Genomic DNA, 21,405 nt, shown 5'->3' on the forward strand with positions numbered 1-21,405 from the left:
CTCCTTTCTCAGGCGGACTATACCGCCACCTGGCCACGAATAGCCGGGTGCGGGTCGTAGCCGGTGATCTCGATATCGGAGAAGTCATAATCAAACATCGACTCCGCCTTGCGCAGCGATAGCTGCGGGTAGGGGCGGGGTTCGCGCTCCAGCTGGGTGCGCACCTGTTCGAGGTGGTTGGTGTAGATGTGGCAGTCGCCGCCAGTCCACACGAACTCGCCCACCTCGAGTCCCGCTTGCTGGGCGAACATGTGGGTGAGCAGGGAATAGGAGGCGATATTAAAGGGCACGCCGAGGAACATGTCGGCGCTGCGCTGATAGAGCTGGCAGGACAGCCGGCCCTCGGCCACATAGAGTTGGAAGAGCAGGTGGCAGGGCGGCAGGGCCATGGAATCGAGCTCCGAGACATTCCACGCGCTAACGATGGTGCGTCGGGAGTCCGGGTTGGTGCGTAGCGTCTCGAGAGCGAGCGAGATCTGATCGATGTGCTGGCCATCGGGGGTGGGCCAGCTGCGCCACTGCACGCCGTAGATGGGGCCGAGATCGCCGTTCTCATCGGCCCACTCGTCCCAGATGCTCACCCCGTGCTCGTGCAAGAAGTTCACATTGGAATCGCCGCGCAAGAACCACAGTAGCTCCCCAATGATGGATTTCATATGCACTTTTTTCGTGGTGATCAGCGGAAAGGACTCCGCCAGATTAAACCGCATCTGCTGGGCAAAGAGGCTGATCGTGCCCGTGCCCGTGCGGTCATCCTTGCGGGTGCCCTGCTGGAGAATAGTGCGCAGAAGATCTTCATAAGGCGTCTCGATACTCACAGACGCTAAGCATACCTAGGGCGGTAGACACCACCGCCGACGGGGAGCTGGAGAAAAGAAACACCCCGCGCGGCCTAAGGATGCGGGCGGCGCGGGGTGGGGCGGTATTAGTAGGAGCCGTTCTCCTCGAGGTACTGCGCGGCGAGCTGCAGAATCTCATCCTTGACGTCCGGTCGGCAGATCACCATGTCCGGCATGTAGGTGTCGCGGTTGTTATAGGTGGGCTCGGAGCCATCGAGGCGCGAGCAGTGTAGCCCCGCAGCCTGGGCCACACCCACCGGCGCGGCGGAGTCCCACTCGTACTGGCCGCCGGCGTGAATATAGGCGTCGGCATCGCCGAGCAGCACAGACATCGCCTTCGCGCCGGCAGAACCCATCGGGGTGATGGTGCAGTCCATCTTCTCGGCCACAAAGGTGCCCACCTTCGGCGGGCGGTTCTTCGACAGCACGATGTTGTAGGGGCGCGGGCCCATCACGGCCTTGACATCGGAGGAGTCGAACACCACGCCCAGATCAGGAAGGCCGACGGCGGCGTGGATGGGGGTGCCGTTTTCCACGAGCGCGATGTGCACCGCCCAGTCTTGGCGGCCGGTGGCGAACTCCTTGGTGCCGTCGAGGGGATCGATGATCCACACACGGTCCTTGCCAAGACGGGCGGGGTTATCCGCAGCCTCTTCGGAGAGGAATCCATCCTCGGGGCGGTGCTGCTCAAGCACACGCGCGATCCAGTTCTGGGCAAGTTCATCGCCGGCGTCGCCGAGGTTGCGGCCTCGCAGCACGCCGACATTACGGACGCCCTTGAGGATCTCTCCGGTTCCTTGGGCGAGACGGTGGGTCAAAATGGCATCATCAATGTGCGCAGTCATGCCCTTTAGCTTAATGGTTTGGTTTGATGGTTACATGACCGCTCAGATCCTGCAGAAGTTCCACCCAGTGGTGGCGCGCTGGTTTACTGATGTCTTCGCCGCTCCCACCGCCGTGCAGGCCGCCGCGTGGGAGTCCATTTCCGCAGGACACCATGCGCTCGTGGTGGCGCCCACCGGTTCGGGTAAAACACTGTCCGCCTTCTTATGGGCACTGAACACGCTGGTGAGTCGGCAGGACAGCGTCGATAAGCGCAGCGAAGATGCGCTGCCTTTGCAGGGGGTGCCCGCGCCGGGCCGGGTGGAGGTCAGCGAGACGGGCGTGCGCGTGCTCTATATCTCCCCGCTGAAAGCGCTGGGAGTGGACGTGCAGAACAATCTGCGGGCGCCATTGACGGGGATTGAAATGACCGCCGAGCGCGACGGGGTGCGGCTGCACGGAGTGAGCGTGGGCGTGCGCTCGGGCGATACCCCGCAGGCCGAGCGGGCGCGGCAGGTGCGCATTGCCCCCGATGTGTTAATCACCACGCCCGAGAGCCTGTATCTGATGCTCACCTCGAAGGCGGCGTCGATTCTCAGCGATGTCGATACGGTGATCATCGACGAGATCCACGCCCTCGCCGGTACGAAACGCGGCAGCCACCTAGCGCTCTCCCTCGAACGGCTGGAGGCCCTGAGCGAGCGCACAGTGCAACGCATCGGTTTATCGGCCACGGTGCGCCCCATCGCGACCGTCGCCCAGTTCCTCGGCGGCGACCGCGACGTGGACATCGTGGCACCGCACAGCAGCAAGGAATGGGACCTGAGCGTGCGAGTGCCGGTCCCCGATATGTCGGATCTGCCTGTACCGGAGCGCGGCTCAAGCATCGGTGAGGCCACCATCGACGATCCCTTGGGGATTGCCTCGCCGCTTATCGACGATCACAGCCAGCGCAGCGACAACGATGAGGAGTCCGCGCCGAGCCTGCCCAGCTTCGACGATGCCGCCGATGCCGCAGTGGAATCGGCCTTGCCGCAGCAGGGAAGCATCTGGCCCTTCATCGAAGAGCAACTCTATGAGCAGGTGATGAACGCTCGTTCCACCTTGGTGTTCGTTAATTCTCGGCGCAGTGCGGAGCGGCTGACCTCCCGCATCAATGAGCTCTATGCCGCCCAGCACCAGCCCGAGGCGCTCAGTGCCGCTCGCCGCCGCGACCCCGCTCAGTTGATGAAGTCCACGGATATCGCCGGTGAGGCCGAGGCAATCATCGCCCGCGCCCACCATGGTTCGGTGAGTAAGGATGAACGCGCCCGCACCGAGGCAGCGCTCAAAAGCGGCGAGCTGCGCTGCGTTGTGGCCACCTCCTCACTGGAACTCGGAATCGATATGGGCGCGGTGGATCTCGTGATCCAGGTGCAATCCCCGCCCTCTGTGGCCTCGGGACTGCAGCGCGTGGGCCGGGCTGGGCACCGCGTCAACGCGGTATCCCGCGCCACCTTCTATCCCACGCATCGCAGTGATCTAGTGGACTCCGCCGTGGTGGTAGACAAGATGCGCGCCGGGTTTATCGAGGCGCTGAGCGTGCCGCAGAATCCCCTCGACGTGCTGGCACAGCAGACCATTGCGGTCACGGTGAATGACGATATTCACGTGGACGAGTGGTATGAGATGGTGCGCCGCGCCTATCCCTATCGCCATCTCGCCCGCACCGTCTTCGACTCCGTGGTGGATCTGGTCAGCGGGGTGTATCCCTCAACGAATTTTGCCGAGCTCAAACCGCGGGTGAATTTTGATCGCGTCAGCGGCATGCTCTCTGCCCGGCAGGGGGCGCAGCGGGTGGCGGTGACCAGCGGTGGCACCATTCCTGACCGCGGCATGTTTGGGGTGTTTTTGGCCGCTGGCGGCGAGCATGGGCCGCGGCGTGTGGGGGAGCTCGATGAAGAGATGGTCTACGAGTCCCGCGTGGGCGATGTATTCACCCTAGGGGCATCGAGCTGGCGCATCGAGGAGATCACCCGCGATCAGGTACTGGTGACCCCCGCCCCCGGCCACACCGGCCGGCTGCCCTTCTGGGGCGGCGATAGCCCCGGCCGGCCCGCGGAGCTGGGGGTGATGATCGGCGAGTTTCTGCGCCGTGTGGCCGATCACCCGCAGGTGCTGGAGAACTCAGATCTCGACCAGTGGGCCCGCGACAATGTACGCGCGTTTGTGCGCGAGCAGCAGCAGGCCACCGGCATGGTGCCCGATGAGCGCACACTGCTGGTGGAACGCTTCACAGACGAGCTCGGGGACTGGCGCGTTGTGCTGCACTCGCCCTATGGCCGCGGCGTCAATGCCGCGTGGGCGTTGGCCGTGGGGGCGCGCATCGCCGAGCACAGCGGCATCGACGCCCAGGCCGTGGCCGGCGATAACGGCATTGTGCTGCGTCTGCCCGCCATGGACAGCGATCCTGGGCCGGAGCTCTTTCGCTTCGATAAGGACGAGATCAGTGATCTGGTCACCGAACAGGTGGGCAACTCGGCGCTATTCGCCTCCCGCTTCCGCGAATGCGCGGCCCGGGCGTTGCTGCTGCCGCGCCGCAACCCCGGCAAGCGGGCCCCCTTGTGGCAGCAGCGTCAACGCGCTGCCCAGCTGCTCGACGTGGCCCGCAGATACCCCTCCTTTCCCATCATCTTGGAGACGGTGCGCGAATGCCTGCAGGATGTCTATGACCTCGACGCGCTCACCGCCCTGATGGGCGATATAGAGCAGCACCGAGTGCGCATAGCCGAGGTCACCGTGGAGCAGCCCAGCCCCTTCGCCTCCTCGCTCATGTTCAACTACACCGGCGCGTTCATGTACGAGGGCGATACTCCACTCGCCGAGAAACGCGCCGCCGCGTTATCCCTCGACCCCGACCTGCTGGCCACCCTCTTGGGCAAAGTGGAGCTGCGGGAGCTTTTGGATCAAGACATCATCTCCGAGGTCCACGCCCAGCTGCAGCACACCGCCGACGGCTGGCGGGCCCGCACCCCCGATGCGCTTATCGACGTGCTCCGCGAAACCGGCCCCATCCCGCTGGCGGAGCTGCATCGCCACGCCGGTTTCCCCGAGCCGTGGACCCAGCTCGCCCGTAGCCAGCAAGTGATGGAAGTACGCATCCAGGGGCAGGCCCATGCGGCGCTGGCGATCGACGCCGCGCTGTTGCGCGATGGCCTCGGTATCCCCGTCCCGCCCGGGGTCGGAGCGGACCCCGCCACCATCGACGACGCCCTCGATCAGCTGGTGCGCCGCTACGCCCGCAGCCGTGGCCCCTTCACCGCCCGAGAACTCGCCACCGCCTTAGGTATCGGGATCAGTGTGGCCGCCACTGCCGCCAGCCGCAATGGCGCGGTGGAAGGACGCTACCGCGCCGAGATCGAAGAGCGCGAATACGTCGATCGCGGGGTGTTGAAAAAGCTTCGCACCCGCACCCTGGCGAAGGTGCAGAGCCAGATCGAGCCGGTGAGCCAGCAGGCCTATGCCGCTTTCCTTCCCGAATGGCATAACCTCGCCGCATATGGCAGCTATCCGACGCTGCGCGGCGCCGATGGTGTGTTCGCTGTGTGCGAGCAACTGGCGGGGGTTTTTCTTCCCGCCAGCGCCTGGGAGTCCCTCGTCTTTCCACTGCGAGTGAGTAAGTACACCCCCACAGACCTCGATGAGCTCACCCAAAACGGCGAGGTCCTCGTGGTGTGCCGAGGCCTCGCCGGCGCCCGCGATCCATGGGTGAGCCTCATCCCAGCCGACTACGCACCACAACTACTAGAGGAGGTTGCCGAGCACACCCTCTCCACCACGGAGACAGCGCTGCTGCAGGCCCTCGACACCGGCGGTGCCTTCCTCTTCAGCGAACTCCAGAGCTACCTTGAGCGCTACACCGATGAACTCGGCGTGCCGCTGCCCCCAGCCGAGCAGAGCCCCGAGGTGGTGCGCGATAGCTTATGGTCGCTGATGGAGAAAACCCTCGTGAGCCCCGAGAGCTTCGCCCCGCTGCGGGCTCGGCTCGCCGGCACCTCCACGAAAGGCGCGACCGCACACCGCGCCACCCGCCGCCCCAATCGTTCGCGCCTGCGCATGGGGCGCACCAGCTTCGCCCAGAGCACCAACGCTCGGCGTGCCGGGAACACCAGCCAGCCGGTGGATGTGCCGGGTCGCTTCTCCCGTGCCGTCCGGCCCGCTGATCCGGTGGCGGAGGCCACTGCCCGCGCCGTGGCGCATGGCGAGGCGTGGCTGGATCGCTATGGGGTGGTCACCCGCGGGTCGATCCAGGCGGAGAACGTGCTCGGCGGTTTCGCGCTGGCCTATAAGGTGCTGCGCTCTTTTGCAGAAACCGGAAAGGCCACCCGCGGTTACATCATCGATGGTCTGGGTGGGGCGCAGTTTTCTACCTCTGCGGTGGTGGATCGAGTGCGCGCCACTCGGGAGGATGCGCTTTATCTTGTGGCCGGAGCTGATCCCGCCAATCCCTATGGGGCCGCCCTCGAGTGGCCAGGTAGTGGTTACTCTCGCGCGGCGGGGGCCATGGTGGTGCTGCGGGGCGGGGCCTTGCTGGGCTATCTCAGCCGCGGCGGCAAGACCCTCCGGATTCCCGAGGAGGTGGCGGATGTGGACTCCGCGCTGCGTGATATCGACGCCGCCGTGCAGCACGCCACCCACTTGACCTCGGTGACACCCGTGGTGGTGGAAAAGATCAATGGTGTCTCGGTATGGGAGTCGCCGCTTCTGCCGGCCGTGCGCTCACTGGGGCTGAGCATCACTCCCAAGGGGGTGCGCGTGGGCTCCAGTCGCAGCAGCGCCGAGGAGACGAAGCGGCGGGGCAGGGGGTTGGCCGATGCCGTGGAAGCGGTGGACAATACTGCTTTTCGAGGTTCCTCTGCAGGCCCTGGGGGCGAGCGCCGGGGCCCCTTCGGTGCCGGCGGTCGGCGGCGCTAGGGACACCGGTTTCACTGGTTGGGGTTGCTAGACTTCCACGCAGCGCACTGCGCATCCTGGTGCCTAGCGGGAGCGTTGCACCGAGCGACACGAGGAAGAGAGCACAGCATGCCTGAGGGCGATTCAGTATTTCAGCTCAGCCGCCGTTTGCAGTTCATGACTGGGCGGAAGGTCGTGGGCTCCTCGCTGCGGGTGCCGCGCTGGGCCACCACCGATTTCAGCGGCTCTACCGTGCAGCAGGTGTGGCCCTATGGCAAGTATCTCTTCATGGATTTTGGGCACCAGATCCTGCAGACCCACCTGAAAATGGAGGGCACGTGGCGAATAGCCCTCAGCGGGGATCGCTGGTCCAAGCCGGGCTGGAAAGCGCGGGTGGTGCTGCAGCTCGACGGCGCGCCCGAGTATCCCCGTCCCATCGAGGTGGTGGGCTTCGATCTGGGAATGGTGCACGTACTACGCAGCACCGATTACCCGCACGTCATTGCGCATCTGGGGCCCGATGTACTGGGAGAGAACTGGGATGAGGCTGAGGCCTGCGCGAGGATTCTGCGCCGCCCCGAGCGTCCCATCGGCGCGGCCCTGCTGGATCAACGCAATCTCGCAGGCGTGGGCAACGAGTACCGAGCCGAAATCTGCTTCCTCGCTGGCCTCCATCCCGCCACACCCGTGGCGGAGGTGGATGTGGCCACCGTGGTGCGCATAACCCGTCGCCTCATGTGGACCAATCGCCTCGCCACCAAGCGAGTGAGCACAGGGATCAACCGGATTGGCGAGACCACCTATGTGTTTGGCCGCTATTCCCGCCCCTGCCGCCGCTGTGGCAGCCGCATTGAAAAGGGCTTTCTTGGCGGGGTGGACCAGGGCGGCGATGAAGGAGAGCTGGAGCGAGTCATCTGGTGGTGCCCCCGCTGCCAGCCACTGCTGAAGGCAGATTAAGCGGCATCGCCGAGCTGTGATTCCACATAGGTGGGGCGGGTGGCGAAGAAGGCGCCGATAGCAACCAGCACCGTCGCGATCACGGTCATGCCCACGGGCACGATCCAGCTCGAGGTGGCGTCGTGAAGCGTGCCGAATAACAGCGGGCCCACGGCAGCAATGGTGTAGCCGCCGCCTTGGCCGAAACTCGACAGCGCGGTGGCGCCGGCAGTGGTGCGGGCGCGGAGGTTCACCAGTGTGAGTGCGGTGGGGAAGGAAAGCGGCCCGATCCCAGACAACGTGATCCACAGCCACGGCGCCGACATGGGGTTCAGCGCCATGCCCACATTGCCCACGATGAAGCAGAGCAGGAAAAGCGCCAGCACGGGGAAGGGATCGCGGAGGCGGGCGGCGATCCACGGCCCGGCGATAGAAAGCACGAGGCCCAAGCCGGACCAATAAGAAAGCATGAGCGCGGCGAAGTGCACGCTGGCGCCGCCGTCCAGATACATCTGGGGGATGAAGAGCATATAGGAGAAGGTGGAAAAGCTCGTCATGCCGAACATCACCACCAACCCGCGGCCCACGGCGGTGCGATGCACCGGCAGTGAGCTGCGGCGCGCGGCCGCCTGAGCAGCGGCGCGGCTACGGGCCAAGCCCCACAGCGGAGACCACGCGGTGGCGGCGATAAGCGCGGGGATGATCCACACGCCGAGCGCGAACTGCCAGCCCGCGACACCACCGCGGCCATCGAGGGATTCGGCCAGCGGCTCAGAGAGCAAGGGGGCGCTCATCATACCGATCTGCATGCACACCATGTACACGATCGATAGCTGCGGCACGCGCCGCGGGAAGAAGGCACGAAGCGCTACCGGGATCACCGCGTTGGTGAGGCCTATAGCGAAGAGCGCGACAAACGTTCCCGCAAGCAGCAGCAGGGTAGACGGGCCCAGCACGCGCAGTAGCTGGCCGCAGGCCGTGGCGAGCATCGCGATACACAAGGTTTGCGCGGAGGTAAACCTGCGCAACATACGCGGTGTGGACAACGCTGCCAAAGCGAAGGTGACGGTGGGGGCCATGCCGATAACACCGAGAATTACACCGCTGAGACCTAAACTGGCGTCGATACGCGGCAGCAGCGGCGGCAGGGCGGTGACGAGGGCGCGAAGGTTGAGAGAGCTCAACACAATAGCCGTTGCAGCGATGAACGCTATCCGGCGATTCGGCTGGGATGTCGTCGTGTCAGTCACGGCAGACACACTACGCCAGTGCGTCACCTCGCGGGAATCTAGGCCCAGAGCGTGTCCCACCTAGTGGTATCGCGTCCGCGTGCTGCGGGTACCGAAGACGCCGCTGCCCAGCGCGTCCGCGGCACGAGGGTGGAACGGGCTGGGCGAAGAAAAGCGACGGTACTAAGCGCTAGCGCTTGGAGCGGTAGAAGGCGATCAGAGCGTCGGTGGAGGCATCGCCCGAGTTGGGCTCTTGCTCACCGGACACGGCTGGGGCAAGGTCATTAGCCTGCTGCTTGCCTAGCTCCACGCCCCATTGATCAAAGGAGTTGATGTCCCAGATCACGCCTTGAGTGAACACGATGTGCTCGTAGAGGGCGATGAGGGCGCCGAGGGTGAAGGGTGTGAGTTCCTCCGCCAGAATGGTGGTGGTGGGGCGATTGCCCGGCATGAGCTTGTGGGTGATGAGCTCGGTGGGCACGCCCTCTTCGAGCAGCTCCTCGTAGGTTTTGCCGAAGGCAAGCACCTTGGTCTGGGCGAAGAAGTTGCCCATGAGCAGATCGTGCATGGAGCCCTCGCCACTGGCGGTGGGCAGATCCTCCTTGGGGCGGGCGAAACCAATGAAGTCCGCCGGCACCACGCGGGTGCCCTGGTGCATCAGCTGATAGAAGGCGTGCTGGCCATTGGTGCCGGGCTCGCCCCAGTAAATCTCGCCGGTGTTGGTGGTCACGGAGGTGCCATCGTGACGCACCGACTTGCCATTGGACTCCATGGTGAGCTGCTGTAGATAGGCGGGGAAGCGGGAGAGATCCTCGGAGTAGGGCAGAACCGCGTGGGTTTCCGCGCCGAAGAAATCGGTGTACCACACGCCGAGCAGACCCATCAGGGCCGGCACGTTCTTCTCCAGCGGGGTGGTGCGGAAGTGGGTGTCCATGGCGTGGAAGCCCTCGAGGAAACGCATGAAGTCCATGGGCCCGATCACGGCCATGAGCGACAGTCCGATGGCGGAATCCACCGAGTAACGGCCGCCCACCCAATCCCAGAAGCCGAACATGTTCTCCGTGTCGATACCGAACTCGGCGACCTTTTCGGCTTTGGTGGACACAGCGACGAAGTGCTTGGCCACAGCCGACTCCTCGCCATCGAACTTCTCCAGCAGCCAGCGCTTCGCGGCGTGGGCATTGGCCAGAGTCTCCTGGGTGGTGAAGGTTTTAGAGGCCACGATGAACAGGGTGGACTCCGGATCCACCTCCTCGAGCACGGCGCTCATGTCCGCTGGGTCCACGTTGGAGACAAAGTAGGCGTTGATACCGACGGTGGCGTAGGTGCGCAGTGCCTTAGTGGCCATTGCGGGGCCCAGATCCGAGCCGCCGATGCCGATATTGACCACAGTTTTAATAGTGTGGCCAGTGTGGCCGAGCCACGAGCCCGAGCGCAAAGCCTGTGCGAAGTCGCGCATCCGGCCCAGCACCTCGTGCACGTCTGCGGCCACGTCTTGGCCGTCGACCTCCAAAGAGTCTTCCACCGGCATGCGCAGCGCGGTGTGTAGCACGGCACGGTCCTCAGTGTTGTTGATATGAGAACCGGAGAACATCTCCTCGATCTTCTCCGGCAGTCCTGCCTCGTGGGCTAGCTGCACCAGCAGCTCACGGGCTTCATCATCAATCACGTTCTTGGACAGATCCACGTGCAGGTCAGCAGCAGAGAATGTGAGCTTAGATACGCGCTCGGCATCGCCGGCGAAGAGCTCGCGGAGGCTGGTCTCGCTCAGCTTATTGCGATGAGCAGAGAGCTTACTCCAGGTCTCAGTCTTAGTAATATCCATCGACACTTTTTCTCTAACGCTCCTTGATATATGGGATCTTTGCGAAGTGTGGGCGAGTCATACGAGCCGGCAGCGCAGATGTGCATGGTGCAGCTCATAGGTTCGCCACTCTAGTGGTAATGCTAGCGAGACTATGCCCGTTTTGCTGGGGTGAGAAGGACGCGTCAGTGCAAGCGCGCAGGTGGTGCTTCTCAGCTGTGGTGAAAGTCCCAACATAATCGGACATTGGGCTGGGGGAAACGTGGGAACCCAAAACCCCGATTAGGGTTGTGCGTACTTATCTGGGGCGATAATGACATCGCAGCCGCCGAATAACACGAACCCTTTGATTGTGACAGACGGGGCAGTGGAGGGGAGCTCGCTGGGGTCCACGCGGACGGCTCCCTTTACCTTGAGTGAGCTATCGCCAAAAAAGGTCAGGGGGTTCATAATTACGCGCATGCCCTCGGGGACGATGATGTCGCAGCCGCCGAACATCACATTCAGGGTGATGGTGGTGTGCATCGATTCCAGCTGGGCTGCGCGTAAATCGAGGCTGGCGCCACTAAACAACACTATGGCGTCATGGCGGGTGGCAAGAGTGCTACCACCGGAAAAGGAGTTGGCGCCAAAGACGCTTAAAGAATATGCCGAGCCCGTCCCACCGACGACGCGGCGAGTGATGCGGGCGATGGCCTGCTCCTGCTTGGGGCGTGGTGCCCATTGCTCCGCCTCGTATTGAGCAGAAGCCGAGCGTGGCGGCAGAGAGTAGGTGGGGGAGACAGCGAGATGCTCTTGGGTGCCGCCGAGATCCTCGAGGAGGGGGCTGAGCTCGTCCATGAAGCGACTGGTGGAAGCAGCCGAGGAACGCTCATCGAACTCGGAATAGTCCAGCCGCCCATCCGCATAGGCTTGGGCGAGGTAGTCAAGGACACGGGAACGATCGTAGTCGCTTGCACGCAGTCGCGGCGGCTGTTGATGATGCGAGGAGGACTCGGAAGTCATAGCTTCAGTGTAATCCAGTTTTTCCCGATAAAGGGCGAAGCAGGTGCACAATTCCAGCGAGGTGAGATATGCCGACGCACTACGCACAGCAGCGCCGGTGGCCGAGGTGATCCTCGGTGTCCACCGGCGCGGCAGAAAGGAATGCGCGGGCGCGCGGTCGCTACTGCATGCAGCTGCGAATCACAGCCACCGCCTCCTCTGCCGTGCTGGCCTTAAGCAGCTGGGCGCGGACATCATCGCGCATAGTGGCGCGGGCCAGCTTCGACAAGATCCGCAGATGCTGCTTGCCGGCATCCTCCGGAGCAGCAATGAAAAAGACCATACGAACGCGATCCTCGGCATCCTCATTCCACTGCATCCCCGGCTCGGGAATGCGGGCGAAAGCCAGGGTGGGACGCGCCACCCCAGAGCATCGAGCATGCGGGATAGCCACGTGATGTCCTACCGCAGTGGAGGCGTGGGCCTCGCGGGTACGAGCGGCATCGATGACCTGCTCAGGGTGAGTGATTCTGTCCTGCTCGCTCGCGGCGCGCACGAGAGTACGCAGTATCTCCTGCTGGCTGCTGTCAGGTGCGAGGGTGTCGAGGGCAACCAAGGATGCGGTGATGAGCTCGTCGGCCTCGGTGGTGGCGGGTGAAGCGCCGGCGCTGCCCTTGATGGCTGAGGCAGCAGTGGTGCCGGCTCCCGCAGTGCTGGCCTCGGCTGCGGCAGAAGCTGGAGTAGAAGCGGCAGTCTGCTCTGCAGGCGCGGCTGTCTCGGCTGCAGGGGAGGTATCGTGCTGTTGGCGTCGAGAAATGCCCACGAGCACGATGACTAGGCCGGTGGTGACGGCGATGCCGGCGGCCAAAGCAAGGAAGAAACCGAGGGGATTGTCCACCGCGCCAAGTATCGCCACAATTGGACCGCCGTGCATCACGTTGTCTTCCACATGCAGCAGGCCGGCGACGGCCCCCGCGACAGCGCCGCCAGCCACGTTGGCGGGAATGACCTGTAGCGGGCGCGCGGCGGCCACGGGAATGGCGCCCTCGGTGATACCGAAGAAACCCATGAACAGTGCGGCGATGCCGGAGTCGCGCTCGGCACTGTTGAACCAGCTGCGGCGCAGCAGGGTGGAAAGCCCGACCGCCAGTGGCGGCACCGCGATCGCCGCGGCCACCATGCCCATCGGGGCGGCGTTGCCACTGGCGATCATGCCGCCGCCGAACAGGAAGGCTGTTTTGTTGAAGGGGCCACCCATATCGAAGGCGATCATCGCTCCCAGAATGGCGCCAAGCACAATCACCGAGGCGCCATCGAGCGAGGCCAACCATGTAGACAGTGCTGCAAAGAGCGAGGAGATCGGCCCGCCAAGGATGTAGACAAAGAGCAGGCCCACGATGAGCGTGGTGGCGATGGGGATCACGATCACCGGCATGATCGCGGCACCATATCTACCCGCGGGTATTTTCTTAATCGCTAGGGCCACATATCCGGAGAGGAAGCCGGTGATGATGCCGCCGATGAAGCCGGCGCCGGCATCGGAGTTATAGAGCGATCCCGTCACCGCAATCATGCCGGTGATAAAACCTGGGGCGAGGCCTGGGCGGCCGGCGATACCGGAGGCGATATAGGCGGAGAGCACCGGCACCATTAAGCCAAAAGCGAGGGCGCCGATGGAGCTGAGCATGAACCAGAAGGAGTCCTCCGGAATGGCCAAGCCTTCGGGGGTGGGTTCGCCACCCAGCGATAGCGACACGGCGATGAGCAAACCGCCGGTGACCACGAAGGGCACCATGTGCGACACACCGTTCATCAGCGCCTGGTAGAGCTGGCGGCGCAGCGGCTCATCGGTGCTGGCGGTGTCGGTGCTATCTTCTTGGCGGCCGCCGGCTGTCCACACCGCGGCAGACTGGGCGCGCTCGAGCACTGTGGCTGGATCCTTAATAGCGGCGTCGACAGACGTGCTGAGTAGCCGTTTCCCGTCGAAGCGCTCCTTGTCGATCACCGTGTCTGCGGAGATCAGAATGGCATCGGCGGCGGCGATCTCCTCGGCGCTAAAGGCGCCCTCGATCCCGACTGAGCCGTGTGTCTCCACACGCAGCTCGATCCCCATCTCGTGCGCAGCGGCCTCGAGACTCTCGGCGGCCATATAGGTGTGGGCAATTCCGGTGGGGCAGGCTGTGATGGCCAACACTCGTGGTGCGCCCCTATCGCGTGCATCTCTCATGAGACGTAGAATAACACCGGTTGAACGCCCCTCTCGACAGGTGAATAGGGCCAACTACTTCGATGAGCAGTCGCGCTGGCCTCTAGCCCAGTGGGCTGCGCAGCGGGTACGTGCTCCCGCCGCCACAGCCCCGCCCGAGCTGTGCCGCGCAACCCCCACCCCTAACTCTCACCAGCGCGGGCATTGTGATAGTGGCGCCATTTCTGGTTCGGGGGCATAGTGGTGGCTATGAGTATTGATCTAGACGCAGTCATTGCTGATTGCCCCACGCAGCTTTTTATTAATGGTGAATTTGTTGATGCCCGCTCCGGAGAGACCTTCGAGGTAGAAAATCCTTCGGATGGCAGTGTGCTGGCTACGGTGGCCAAGGCCGGCGAGGCGGACGCCGTGGCAGCACTGGATGCGGCTGTTGCGGTGCAGAAAGAGTGGGCGGCCACCGCCCCGCGCGAACGCGCCGAGATTCTGCGCCGAGCATTCGAGTTGCTCACCGAGCACAGTGAGGAATTGGCCTACATCATGTCCGCCGAACTGGGCCGCGCCCTCCCGGATTCTCGTGGCGAGGTCACCTATGGCGCTGAGTTCTTCCGCTGGTTCGCTGAGGAAGCCGTGCGCATTAGCGGCGATTACCGCATCACTCCTGCTGGTGGCGGCCGCGTCATCACTATCCGGCAGCCGGTAGGCCCGGTGCTGGCCATCACCCCGTGGAACTTCCCGCTGTCGATGGGCACCCGCAAGATGGGTCCGGTGCTGGCCTCTGGGTGCACGATGGTGCTTAAGCCAGCCTCGAAGACCCCGCTGACCATGCTCTATCTGGCCCGTATTCTCAAGGAGGCGGGTCTGCCTGATGGTGTCATCAATATCATTCCCGGCTCTGGTTCGGCGGCGTCCTCGCTCCTAGAGGATCCTCGCCTGCGCAAGTTCACCTTTACCGGCTCCACTGAGGTGGGCCAGGCACTCCACGCGAAGGCCTCCGAGCACACCTTGGGTGCCAGCTTGGAGCTGGGCGGCAATGCCCCCTTCATCGTTTTCGAGGATGCTGATCTCGACAAGGCCGTGGAGGCCGTGAAGGTGGCGAAGATGCGCGGCGCCGGCCAGGTGTGCATCGCTGCGAACCGCTTCATCGTGCATGAAAAGCTTTATGACGCCTTCTGCGATCGCGTCACCGAGCTGATCGGCACCTACACCGTGGGGCGCGGCACCGATGAGGGCGTCACCGTGGGGCCGCTCTCCGGTGAGGACCAAGTAGAAACCGTTTCCGAACTGGTCAATGACGCCATCGCCCAGGGAGCACGGGTGCTCGCCGGAGGCAGCGTCTACGAGCTGGACGACCATCTCCCGGAGAAGGGCTCCTACTTCCCACCAACCGTGCTGGCCGATGTGCCGCGCTCGGCACGCATCGCCACCGAGGAAATCTTCGGGCCCGTGGTGGCGATCTACAAGGCTAGCTCCGATGCGGACGCCATCGACTTCGCCAATGACACCCTCTTCGGCCTCGCAGGCTATGTATTCACCGAGAACCTCGAGCGCGCCCTCGGCGCGGGCGAGGCGATGCAGGTGGGCATGCTGGCCATCAACAAGGGCGCGATCTCTGATCCTTCTGCGCCTTTCGGTGGGGTGAAGCAGTCCGGTGTGGGCCGCGAAGGCGGTTTCGAAGGTATTGATGAGTATCTCGAAACCAAGCTCATGGCACTGCCCGAAGCCAGCCTCTAACACCGCCATCGCGCACGGATAAAGGGCGGCGCACCCACATCATGGACTCATGGTGGGGTGCGCCGCCCTGCAGCTATCTGTGGTGTGAGTGCGGGAATCCCCATGCTCGCCGCCCCCTCGCGCCGGGGGAGGGGCTAGAGCTTGCCGCGGCCGAGGCGCAGCAGAATACCGGCGAGCTGCGGGCCCTCTTCGCCCAATTGCTCGCGGAACTGGTTAATGATGGACACCTCGCGGGTATGGACGAGACGAGTGCCGCCGGAGCCCATGCGGGTTTTCCCAATGGCCTGGGAAATGGCGGTGCGGCGCTGGATCGATTCGATAATAACCTTGTCGAGACGATCGATTTCCTTGCGATACTGCTGGATCTCGGCGTCAGAGAGCGGATCATCAGTGCCCGACGGCATGCGAATATCAAAACTTTCAGCATCACTCATAGCAGTATTGTGCCACACCCCCACCGCATAGCGCGGTATGCGCTGGGATAACGCATGCGACTGCTGTGCCTATCGAACGCCTGGGTGAGCGTCGCTGATCAGTGTCCGAGGGAACGAGTAGTTTAGAAGACACTATGTCGAATTCTCCCTTTAGTCCGCGTAGCACCCAGTCCTCCGCCGTGTCGCCCTCCGCCCGCGTGGCGGCTTTTCCAGGCGCTGCCGAAGCGGCAGCGCCACGTCCGCCGCAAGCCCGCACGGAGGCCATTGTCGAGGGGTTGAATCCGCAGCAGCGGGAGGCGGTGCTGCATAGCGGCTCGCCGCTGTTGATTGTGGCAGGTGCGGGCTCGGGCAAGACCGCGGTGCTGACCCGCCGCATCGCCTACCTGCTGGCGGAACGCGGCGTCGCTCCGTGGCAAGTGCTGGCTATTACCTTTACTAATAAGGCCGCTGCCGAGATGCGCGAGCGGGTGCTGGAGCTGGTGGGTCCGGCTGCGCAACAGATGTGGGTGTCTACCTTCCATTCCACATGTGTGCGGATGCTGCGGCAGAATGCACATCTGGTGCCGGGGCTGAATTCCAACTTCACCATCTATGATGCTGATGATTCCCGCCGCTTGATTGGGTTGGTAGCCAAGGACATGCAGCTCGACGCCAAGCGGTTCCCACCCCGCCAGGTGGCCAATGCCATCTCTCAGTGGAAAAACGAGCTGCTGCGCCCAGAGGAGGCAGCGGCCGCGGCGGAGCGGACGCATAACCCCTATGAGGAGACCCATGCCGCGGTGTATCGGGAATATAACCGCCGGCTGCGGCAGGCTAATGCCGTGGACTTCGATGATCTCATCTTCGAGATGGTGGCGATTCTGCGTCAGCACCCCGAGGTAGCCCAGCACTATCGTTCCCGTTTCCGCCACGTTCTCGTGGACGAGTACCAGGACACCAACCACGCCCAGTATGCGCTTGTTGCGGAACTCGTCGGCGCTGAGAGCGAGCACCCCTCCGAGTTGTGTGTGGTGGGCGATGCCGATCAGTCGATTTATGCCTTCCGCGGCGCCACCATCCGCAATATCGAGGAGTTTGAGCGCGACTTCCCGCATGCCCGCTCCGTGCTGCTGGAGCAGAACTATCGCTCCACACAGAATATTCTGAGCGCTGCGAACGCGGTGATCTCCCAAAACGAGGGGCGCCGAGAGAAGAAACTGTGGACTGCGGAGGGCAGCGGCCCGAAGATTATCGGCTATGTCGCCGATAATGAACACGATGAGGCCTCCTATATCGCCTCGGAAATCAACCGCCTGCTCGATGAAGGACATAGCGCCGATGAGGTCGCGGTGATGTATCGCACCAACAACGCCTCCCGTGCCCTCGAGGACGCGTTCATGCGCTGTGGCATCACCTACCGAGTGGTGGGTGGCACTCGGTTTTATGAGCGCAAAGAGATCCGCGATATCGTCGCCTACCTGCGCGTCTTGGACAATCCCGATGATGATGTCTCCATTCGACGCATCATCAACACCCCGCGCCGCGGTATCGGCGACAGGGCTCTTGCCTTTGTGGACCTGCACGCCTCGAATAACCAGATCCCCTTTTCCCAGGCGCTTATCGACGCCGGTAACGGCATGATTGACCTGCTCGGCGGACGTGGCCGCAATGCAATCGCGGGCTACAACGAGATGATGGCCGGGCTGCGCGCACGAATGGAGGAGATCGTCGCCGAGGAGGAAATCCCCGCTATTGGCGACATCATCGCCGAGGTCCTCGACGTCACCGGGTATAAGCATCAACTCGAGAAATCCAATGATCCCCAAGATGCGACCCGCTTGGATAACCTCAACGAGCTCGTGTCTGTCGCGCGCGAGTTCACCTCCGAAGTTATGAACCAGAAGGCCTATGCAGAGATGGACGGCGGTGCTCTCGAGGTAGAGGAGGGCGAGCCCGCGCCGGGTAGCCTCCAGGCTTTTCTCGAGAGGGTCTCCTTGGTAGCCGATGCCGATCAGCTGCCCGATGGCGACGAGGGTGTCGTGACCCTCATGACGCTGCACACCGCCAAGGGTTTGGAGTTCCCTATGGTCTTTCTCATCGGCTGGGAGGACGGGCAGTTCCCCCACATGCGCAGCCTCGGGGATCCTGCGGAGCTCGCTGAGGAACGGCGTCTGGCCTATGTGGGTATCACCCGCGCGCGGCAGCGACTCTTTCTCACCCGAGCCATGGTGCGCTCGGCATGGGGCAAACCGATGAATAACCCGCCCTCGCGCTTCCTCAACGAGATTCCCTCTGAGTTGATCGAGTGGGAGCGAGAAGAACCGCAGCCCAGCTCCGCATGGGGCAGCGGCTCGGGAATAGGTGGCGGGTCGTGGTCCGGCTCGGGCTATGGCTCCGGTTCCAGTTATGGCTCGGGCTATGGTTCGCCGCAGCAACCGAAGCCGCGCTCCGGCAATCCCGCGCCGAAGCGCCATCTGAATAAGAATCTCTCGCTGCAGGCGGGGGATAGGGTCAATCATGATAAATACGGCCTCGGAACCGTGGTGGCCGTGGAAGGGGTGGGGGTGCGTGCTACCGCCACCATCGACTTCGGTTCGAGCGGCACCGTTCGCCTGATGCTGCTCGGCGGTGTGCCCATGGAGAAGCTCTAAGAAGCACCCGCCCTAAGGGGGGGCGGGCGCTGCCTACCCCGCCCCGCCCGCAGGACGCGCAACATGAAACTAGCCCGCAGCGTGTTGACACACGCTGCGGGCTGATTTCTATGCTCTAAAGATATTTAGACGTGGATGCCCAGGTTGGCCAGCCACGGCACGGGATCGATGGGTCCGCCGCCACCGGGGTGGACCTCGAAGTGCAGGTGGGAGCCGGTGGAGAAACCACGGGAACCCATGCCGGCGATACGCTGCCCAGCGGTCACCTTCTGGCCCACGGCGACCTCGACGGTCTCCATGTGGCCGTAGACGGTGATGGTGCCATCATCGTGCAGCACCCGCACCCAGTTACCGAAACCGGAGGCCGGGCCGGCGTCGATCACGGTGCCATTTAGCACAGCAACGATGGAGGTACCCACGGCATTGGCAATGTCGATGCCATTGTGCATGGTGCCCCAGCGGGGGCCGAAGGGGGAGGTGAAAGTGCCCTCGGCGGGCTTGGCAGCCTTCGGGGCACGGGCCGCAGCATCCGCGGCGAGGCGATCCTTGGTGAACTTCAGGGCGGTCTGCACCTGGTTACTCAGGTCCTCTACAGGCTTGTACTCGGCGATAGCGAGGATCTGCGGCTGTGCATCGGGGATAGCGGTCGCTGGGTCAGCGGCCAGCTCGAAGGTGGCGGTCTCAGGCTGGGAATCAGCAGTAGTAGCGGCAACGGCGGCGCCGCCGGCTCCCGCGATGGAGACGGAACCAGTAGCAAAAGCCACTGCGGCGACGCGTCCCTTAGCGGTTGCGCTCATCGCAGTGGTGCGGTGCTTGGCGTGTGCCCGAGTCTGAGTCTGCATGAGCCTTCTTTCTGTGCCTAACTAGTGTTCCGAGGGGAACCGCGGATCTGGATTGTCGTGACGCTGCTGGATGCATACAGAAACTGTGGACATCCAGAAGGTACGGAATCGTTAGATCCTTAGAAGTGTACAAAAATGTAACCATCCCGTTATCAACAGGTAGTAACGCTAGCCTTTTATAACGAATTGGTCAAGCACAATCGACCATGTTGTGAAAAATGTTTCTATACGTGACAACGGGGGAGAACGTTACAGGCGTGGCTCTGCCCCTCCCACCCGTGAGGGGGTGAGGCTCGGTGCTAGTGTCGCTTGACCTATCTTTCGCTGATTCATGGCAAAGTGGTCGTGTGAGTAAAACGACGTCGCCACAAAGCCATTCCTCGAGGAAAACGCGACAATCGAGGCGTGTCAAGGTTAGCGCCAGCACCGCCGAGCGTCGCCAGCGCGCAGCTGATCAAGCGCCCACTCCTGTGACGTGGCGGTCACGTCTGCTCCGCTTCGGTGGGGCCTCGGCGATTGCCAACGTGATTGTGCTCGCACTCTGCGTCGTGGTGGCGTTCGCCTCGATTCTCTTTAGTAATGAGCCTCTGGGATACCTGCTGCACGCCACCGCCTATGTGTGGGCAGGGGCACATACGGCGGCGCTCCACGCCGAGACCGTCACATTTTCCGCGATGCCGCTTCTGGGGCCGGTGGTAGTGATCGCCGGAATGGCCGCCTTGATTCGGCACAACGTGAATAAAAAGGTGAGCGTGGTGGACATCGCCTATCTCACCGGCGCCACCGTGATCGTGCCGCTACTGCTGGCCGTGGCGATCTGGGCCGTGCTGCGTCCTGCCGAGTTCACCCTGCAGCTGCCCAACCTTCTGGCCCGCGTGCTCGCCATCCACCTGCTGGCCTTGATCTTTGGCATGGGACCGCGCCTGTGGCGGGCATTGTGCACGAAATACGGCGTCCCCAGCGAAGTGCTCAGTGGCTTCGACGCGGCAACGCGTTTCCATACCGCGATGGCCGCCATCGCTGTGCTCGTCGTTGGCGTGAGTATCGCGGCCCACCATGCCGCGCTCGGAGAGATTCGCAGCGCCTTCGAGGGCAGCTCCGGCTTCCTCGGGGTGGTGGGAGTCTCTGTGCTCTACGCAGTCAATGGCGTGGTCGCCGCCATGGCGGTGCTCAGCGGTAGCGAGGCCCGCTTCGGTGAGGGGTTTGTGAGCCTTTTCGACGCCGCCCTCGTGCCCATGCCCCCGCTGCCGCTGCTGACAGCGTGGCCGGCCTCGATCTGGGACTACGCTTGGCTGCTCTTGCTGGTGCCTATGCTCATTGCCCTCGAGATCGGCTGGCGCATCCCCGCCCGCGCCGAGCGCCCGTGGCTGTGTGTAGCGCTGTCTGCCCTCTGGACCGCCGCTATCGCCGCCGTGCTGGCGTGGCTGCTGAGTGGCCAGGTGGGCCTCTACGGCTCCATCGGGGTGCATGTGCCCCTCTTTGCCGGTGTGAGTGCGGCGTGGATGCTCGTACTCGGCATCGCCATGGTGGGCCTTGACCGCCTGCTGGCGTATCGCGCCGCCGCTGCGGTTCCGGAGGAATTCCGCGCGATTGACTCTGAGCTGGAGGAGGACAGCGAAGACGCCGAGGAGAGCGAGGAAGACTTCGTCGCCGGTTTCGACGATGTGGAACACAACGAAGACTACGAAGAGCAGCTGACGGCGATCCCCGCTATCGGCGAGCCTGCCGATACCCCTGTAGAGGAGACTGCGGAGCAAGACGAGACCGCAGGGACGCCAGAGAGCGCCGCCCCGGAGGAGGCCATCGAGGCCGAGGAACAACCACAGGAACCGGATGGGGCAGTGGCGGAGGATGACGCCGAGATGGCGTCGACAAGCGAAAGCACAGAAAGTGCGGATGAGAACAACCAAACGGGGGTAGAGGCGTCCGAAACTGAGCGATCTCAGGGGGAAGAAGGCGGTAGTGAACCGCGTTAGCGTTACTATGTGTTCGTGACTTCACCCCATAGCACTACCC

Annotated in this window: 13 protein-coding genes; 5 read left to right on the forward strand and 8 right to left on the reverse strand. The window is 63.5% G+C overall.

From position 1 onward, the window contains the following. Positions 1-17 precede the first annotated feature (17 nt). Both GBB18_RS00090 and GBB18_RS00095 read right to left on the reverse strand, forming a co-directional pair. Complete coding sequence (locus tag GBB18_RS00090; RefSeq protein ID WP_151640340.1) at positions 18-818, reverse strand: thymidylate synthase; 801 nt, start codon at positions 816-818, stop codon at positions 18-20. Between the two features lie 107 nt (positions 819-925). Next, a complete protein-coding gene (locus GBB18_RS00095; RefSeq protein ID WP_151640341.1) occupies positions 926-1,684 on the reverse strand; it encodes a 3'(2'),5'-bisphosphate nucleotidase CysQ in 759 nt (252 codons plus the stop codon). A gap of 34 nt (positions 1,685-1,718) precedes the next feature. Here GBB18_RS00095 and GBB18_RS00100 point away from each other — a divergent pair, with 34 nt between their 5' ends. Next, positions 1,719-6,614 carry a DEAD/DEAH box helicase gene (locus tag GBB18_RS00100; protein WP_151640342.1) on the forward strand — a complete coding sequence of 1,632 codons (4,896 nt, stop codon included), beginning with the start codon at positions 1,719-1,721 and terminating at the stop codon, positions 6,612-6,614. A gap of 108 nt (positions 6,615-6,722) precedes the next feature. Next, positions 6,723-7,550, forward strand: a complete 828-nt coding sequence (locus GBB18_RS00105) for a DNA-formamidopyrimidine glycosylase family protein (protein WP_151640343.1) — start codon at positions 6,723-6,725, stop codon at positions 7,548-7,550. Here GBB18_RS00105 and GBB18_RS00110 read toward each other — a convergent pair. The 4 genes from GBB18_RS00110 to GBB18_RS00125 all read right to left on the reverse strand — a co-directional run bounded on the left by GBB18_RS00110 (position 7,547) and on the right by GBB18_RS00125 (position 13,773). Beyond that, positions 7,547-8,779 carry an MFS transporter gene (locus GBB18_RS00110; protein WP_225990195.1) on the reverse strand — a complete coding sequence of 411 codons (1,233 nt, stop codon included), beginning with the start codon at positions 8,777-8,779 and terminating at the stop codon, positions 7,547-7,549. The genes GBB18_RS00105 and GBB18_RS00110 overlap by 4 nt on opposite strands. A 169-nt stretch (positions 8,780-8,948) precedes the next feature. Next, on the reverse strand, positions 8,949-10,589 hold the full coding sequence (gene pgi, locus GBB18_RS00115; protein ID WP_151640344.1) for a glucose-6-phosphate isomerase: 1,641 nt from the start codon (positions 10,587-10,589) through the stop codon (positions 8,949-8,951). Positions 10,590-10,844: 255 nt separating this feature from the next. Beyond that, positions 10,845-11,567 carry a DUF1707 domain-containing protein gene (locus GBB18_RS00120; protein ID WP_151640345.1) on the reverse strand — a complete coding sequence of 241 codons (723 nt, stop codon included), beginning with the start codon at positions 11,565-11,567 and terminating at the stop codon, positions 10,845-10,847. 160 nt (positions 11,568-11,727) lie between these two features. Beyond that, a complete protein-coding gene (locus tag GBB18_RS00125) occupies positions 11,728-13,773 on the reverse strand; it encodes a fructose-specific PTS transporter subunit EIIC (RefSeq protein WP_151640346.1) in 2,046 nt (681 codons plus the stop codon). 228 nt (positions 13,774-14,001) lie between these two features. On the opposite strand from GBB18_RS00125, the gene GBB18_RS00130 reads away from it, so the two are divergent. Then, complete coding sequence (locus tag GBB18_RS00130) at positions 14,002-15,483, forward strand: NAD-dependent succinate-semialdehyde dehydrogenase (RefSeq protein ID WP_151640347.1); 1,482 nt, start codon at positions 14,002-14,004, stop codon at positions 15,481-15,483. Between the two features lie 134 nt (positions 15,484-15,617). Here GBB18_RS00130 and GBB18_RS00135 read toward each other — a convergent pair whose 3' ends face one another. Then, positions 15,618-15,917, reverse strand: a complete 300-nt coding sequence (locus GBB18_RS00135; protein ID WP_151640348.1) for a chorismate mutase — start codon at positions 15,915-15,917, stop codon at positions 15,618-15,620. A gap of 134 nt (positions 15,918-16,051) precedes the next feature. On the opposite strand from GBB18_RS00135, the gene GBB18_RS00140 reads away from it, so the two are divergent. Continuing rightward, positions 16,052-18,547 (forward strand): UvrD-helicase domain-containing protein, encoded by a 2,496-nt coding sequence (locus GBB18_RS00140; RefSeq protein WP_151640349.1) that lies wholly within the window; start codon positions 16,052-16,054, stop codon positions 18,545-18,547. A 125-nt stretch (positions 18,548-18,672) separates the two neighbouring features. Here the strand turns inward: GBB18_RS00140 and GBB18_RS00145 are convergent, their stop codons facing one another. Further along, positions 18,673-19,389 carry a M23 family metallopeptidase gene (locus tag GBB18_RS00145; RefSeq protein WP_151640350.1) on the reverse strand — a complete coding sequence of 239 codons (717 nt, stop codon included), beginning with the start codon at positions 19,387-19,389 and terminating at the stop codon, positions 18,673-18,675. 470 nt (positions 19,390-19,859) lie between these two features. Between GBB18_RS00145 and GBB18_RS00150 the strand changes: the two genes are divergently transcribed. Beyond that, the gene (locus tag GBB18_RS00150; protein WP_151640351.1) at positions 19,860-21,365 is read left to right on the forward strand and encodes a DUF6350 family protein; all 1,506 of its coding nucleotides are present in this window, start codon (positions 19,860-19,862) and stop codon (positions 21,363-21,365) included. Positions 21,366-21,405 lie beyond the last annotated feature (40 nt).

The organism is Corynebacterium sp. 11A, assembly GCF_008930935.1.
Classification (GTDB): Bacteria; Actinomycetota; Actinomycetes; order Mycobacteriales; family Mycobacteriaceae; genus Corynebacterium; species Corynebacterium megadyptis.

Excerpts from the sequence above, each read along its gene's own strand:
- GBB18_RS00095 (WP_151640341.1), bottom strand. The coding sequence starts at position 1,684 with ATGACTGCGCACATTGATGATGCCATTTTGACCCACCGTCTCGCCCAA.
- GBB18_RS00130 (WP_151640347.1), top strand. The coding sequence starts at position 14,002 with ATGAGTATTGATCTAGACGCAGTCATTGCTGATTGCCCCACGCAGCTT.
- GBB18_RS00105 (WP_151640343.1), top strand. The coding sequence starts at position 6,723 with ATGCCTGAGGGCGATTCAGTATTTCAGCTCAGCCGCCGTTTGCAGTTC.
- GBB18_RS00100 (WP_151640342.1), top strand. The coding sequence starts at position 1,719 with ATGACCGCTCAGATCCTGCAGAAGTTCCACCCAGTGGTGGCGCGCTGG.
- GBB18_RS00145 (WP_151640350.1), bottom strand. The coding sequence starts at position 19,389 with ATGCAGACTCAGACTCGGGCACACGCCAAGCACCGCACCACTGCGATG.
- GBB18_RS00125 (WP_151640346.1), bottom strand. The coding sequence starts at position 13,773 with ATGAGAGATGCACGCGATAGGGGCGCACCACGAGTGTTGGCCATCACA.
- GBB18_RS00135 (WP_151640348.1), bottom strand. The coding sequence starts at position 15,917 with ATGAGTGATGCTGAAAGTTTTGATATTCGCATGCCGTCGGGCACTGAT.
- GBB18_RS00120 (WP_151640345.1), bottom strand. The coding sequence starts at position 11,567 with ATGACTTCCGAGTCCTCCTCGCATCATCAACAGCCGCCGCGACTGCGT.
- GBB18_RS00140 (WP_151640349.1), top strand. The coding sequence starts at position 16,052 with ATGTCGAATTCTCCCTTTAGTCCGCGTAGCACCCAGTCCTCCGCCGTG.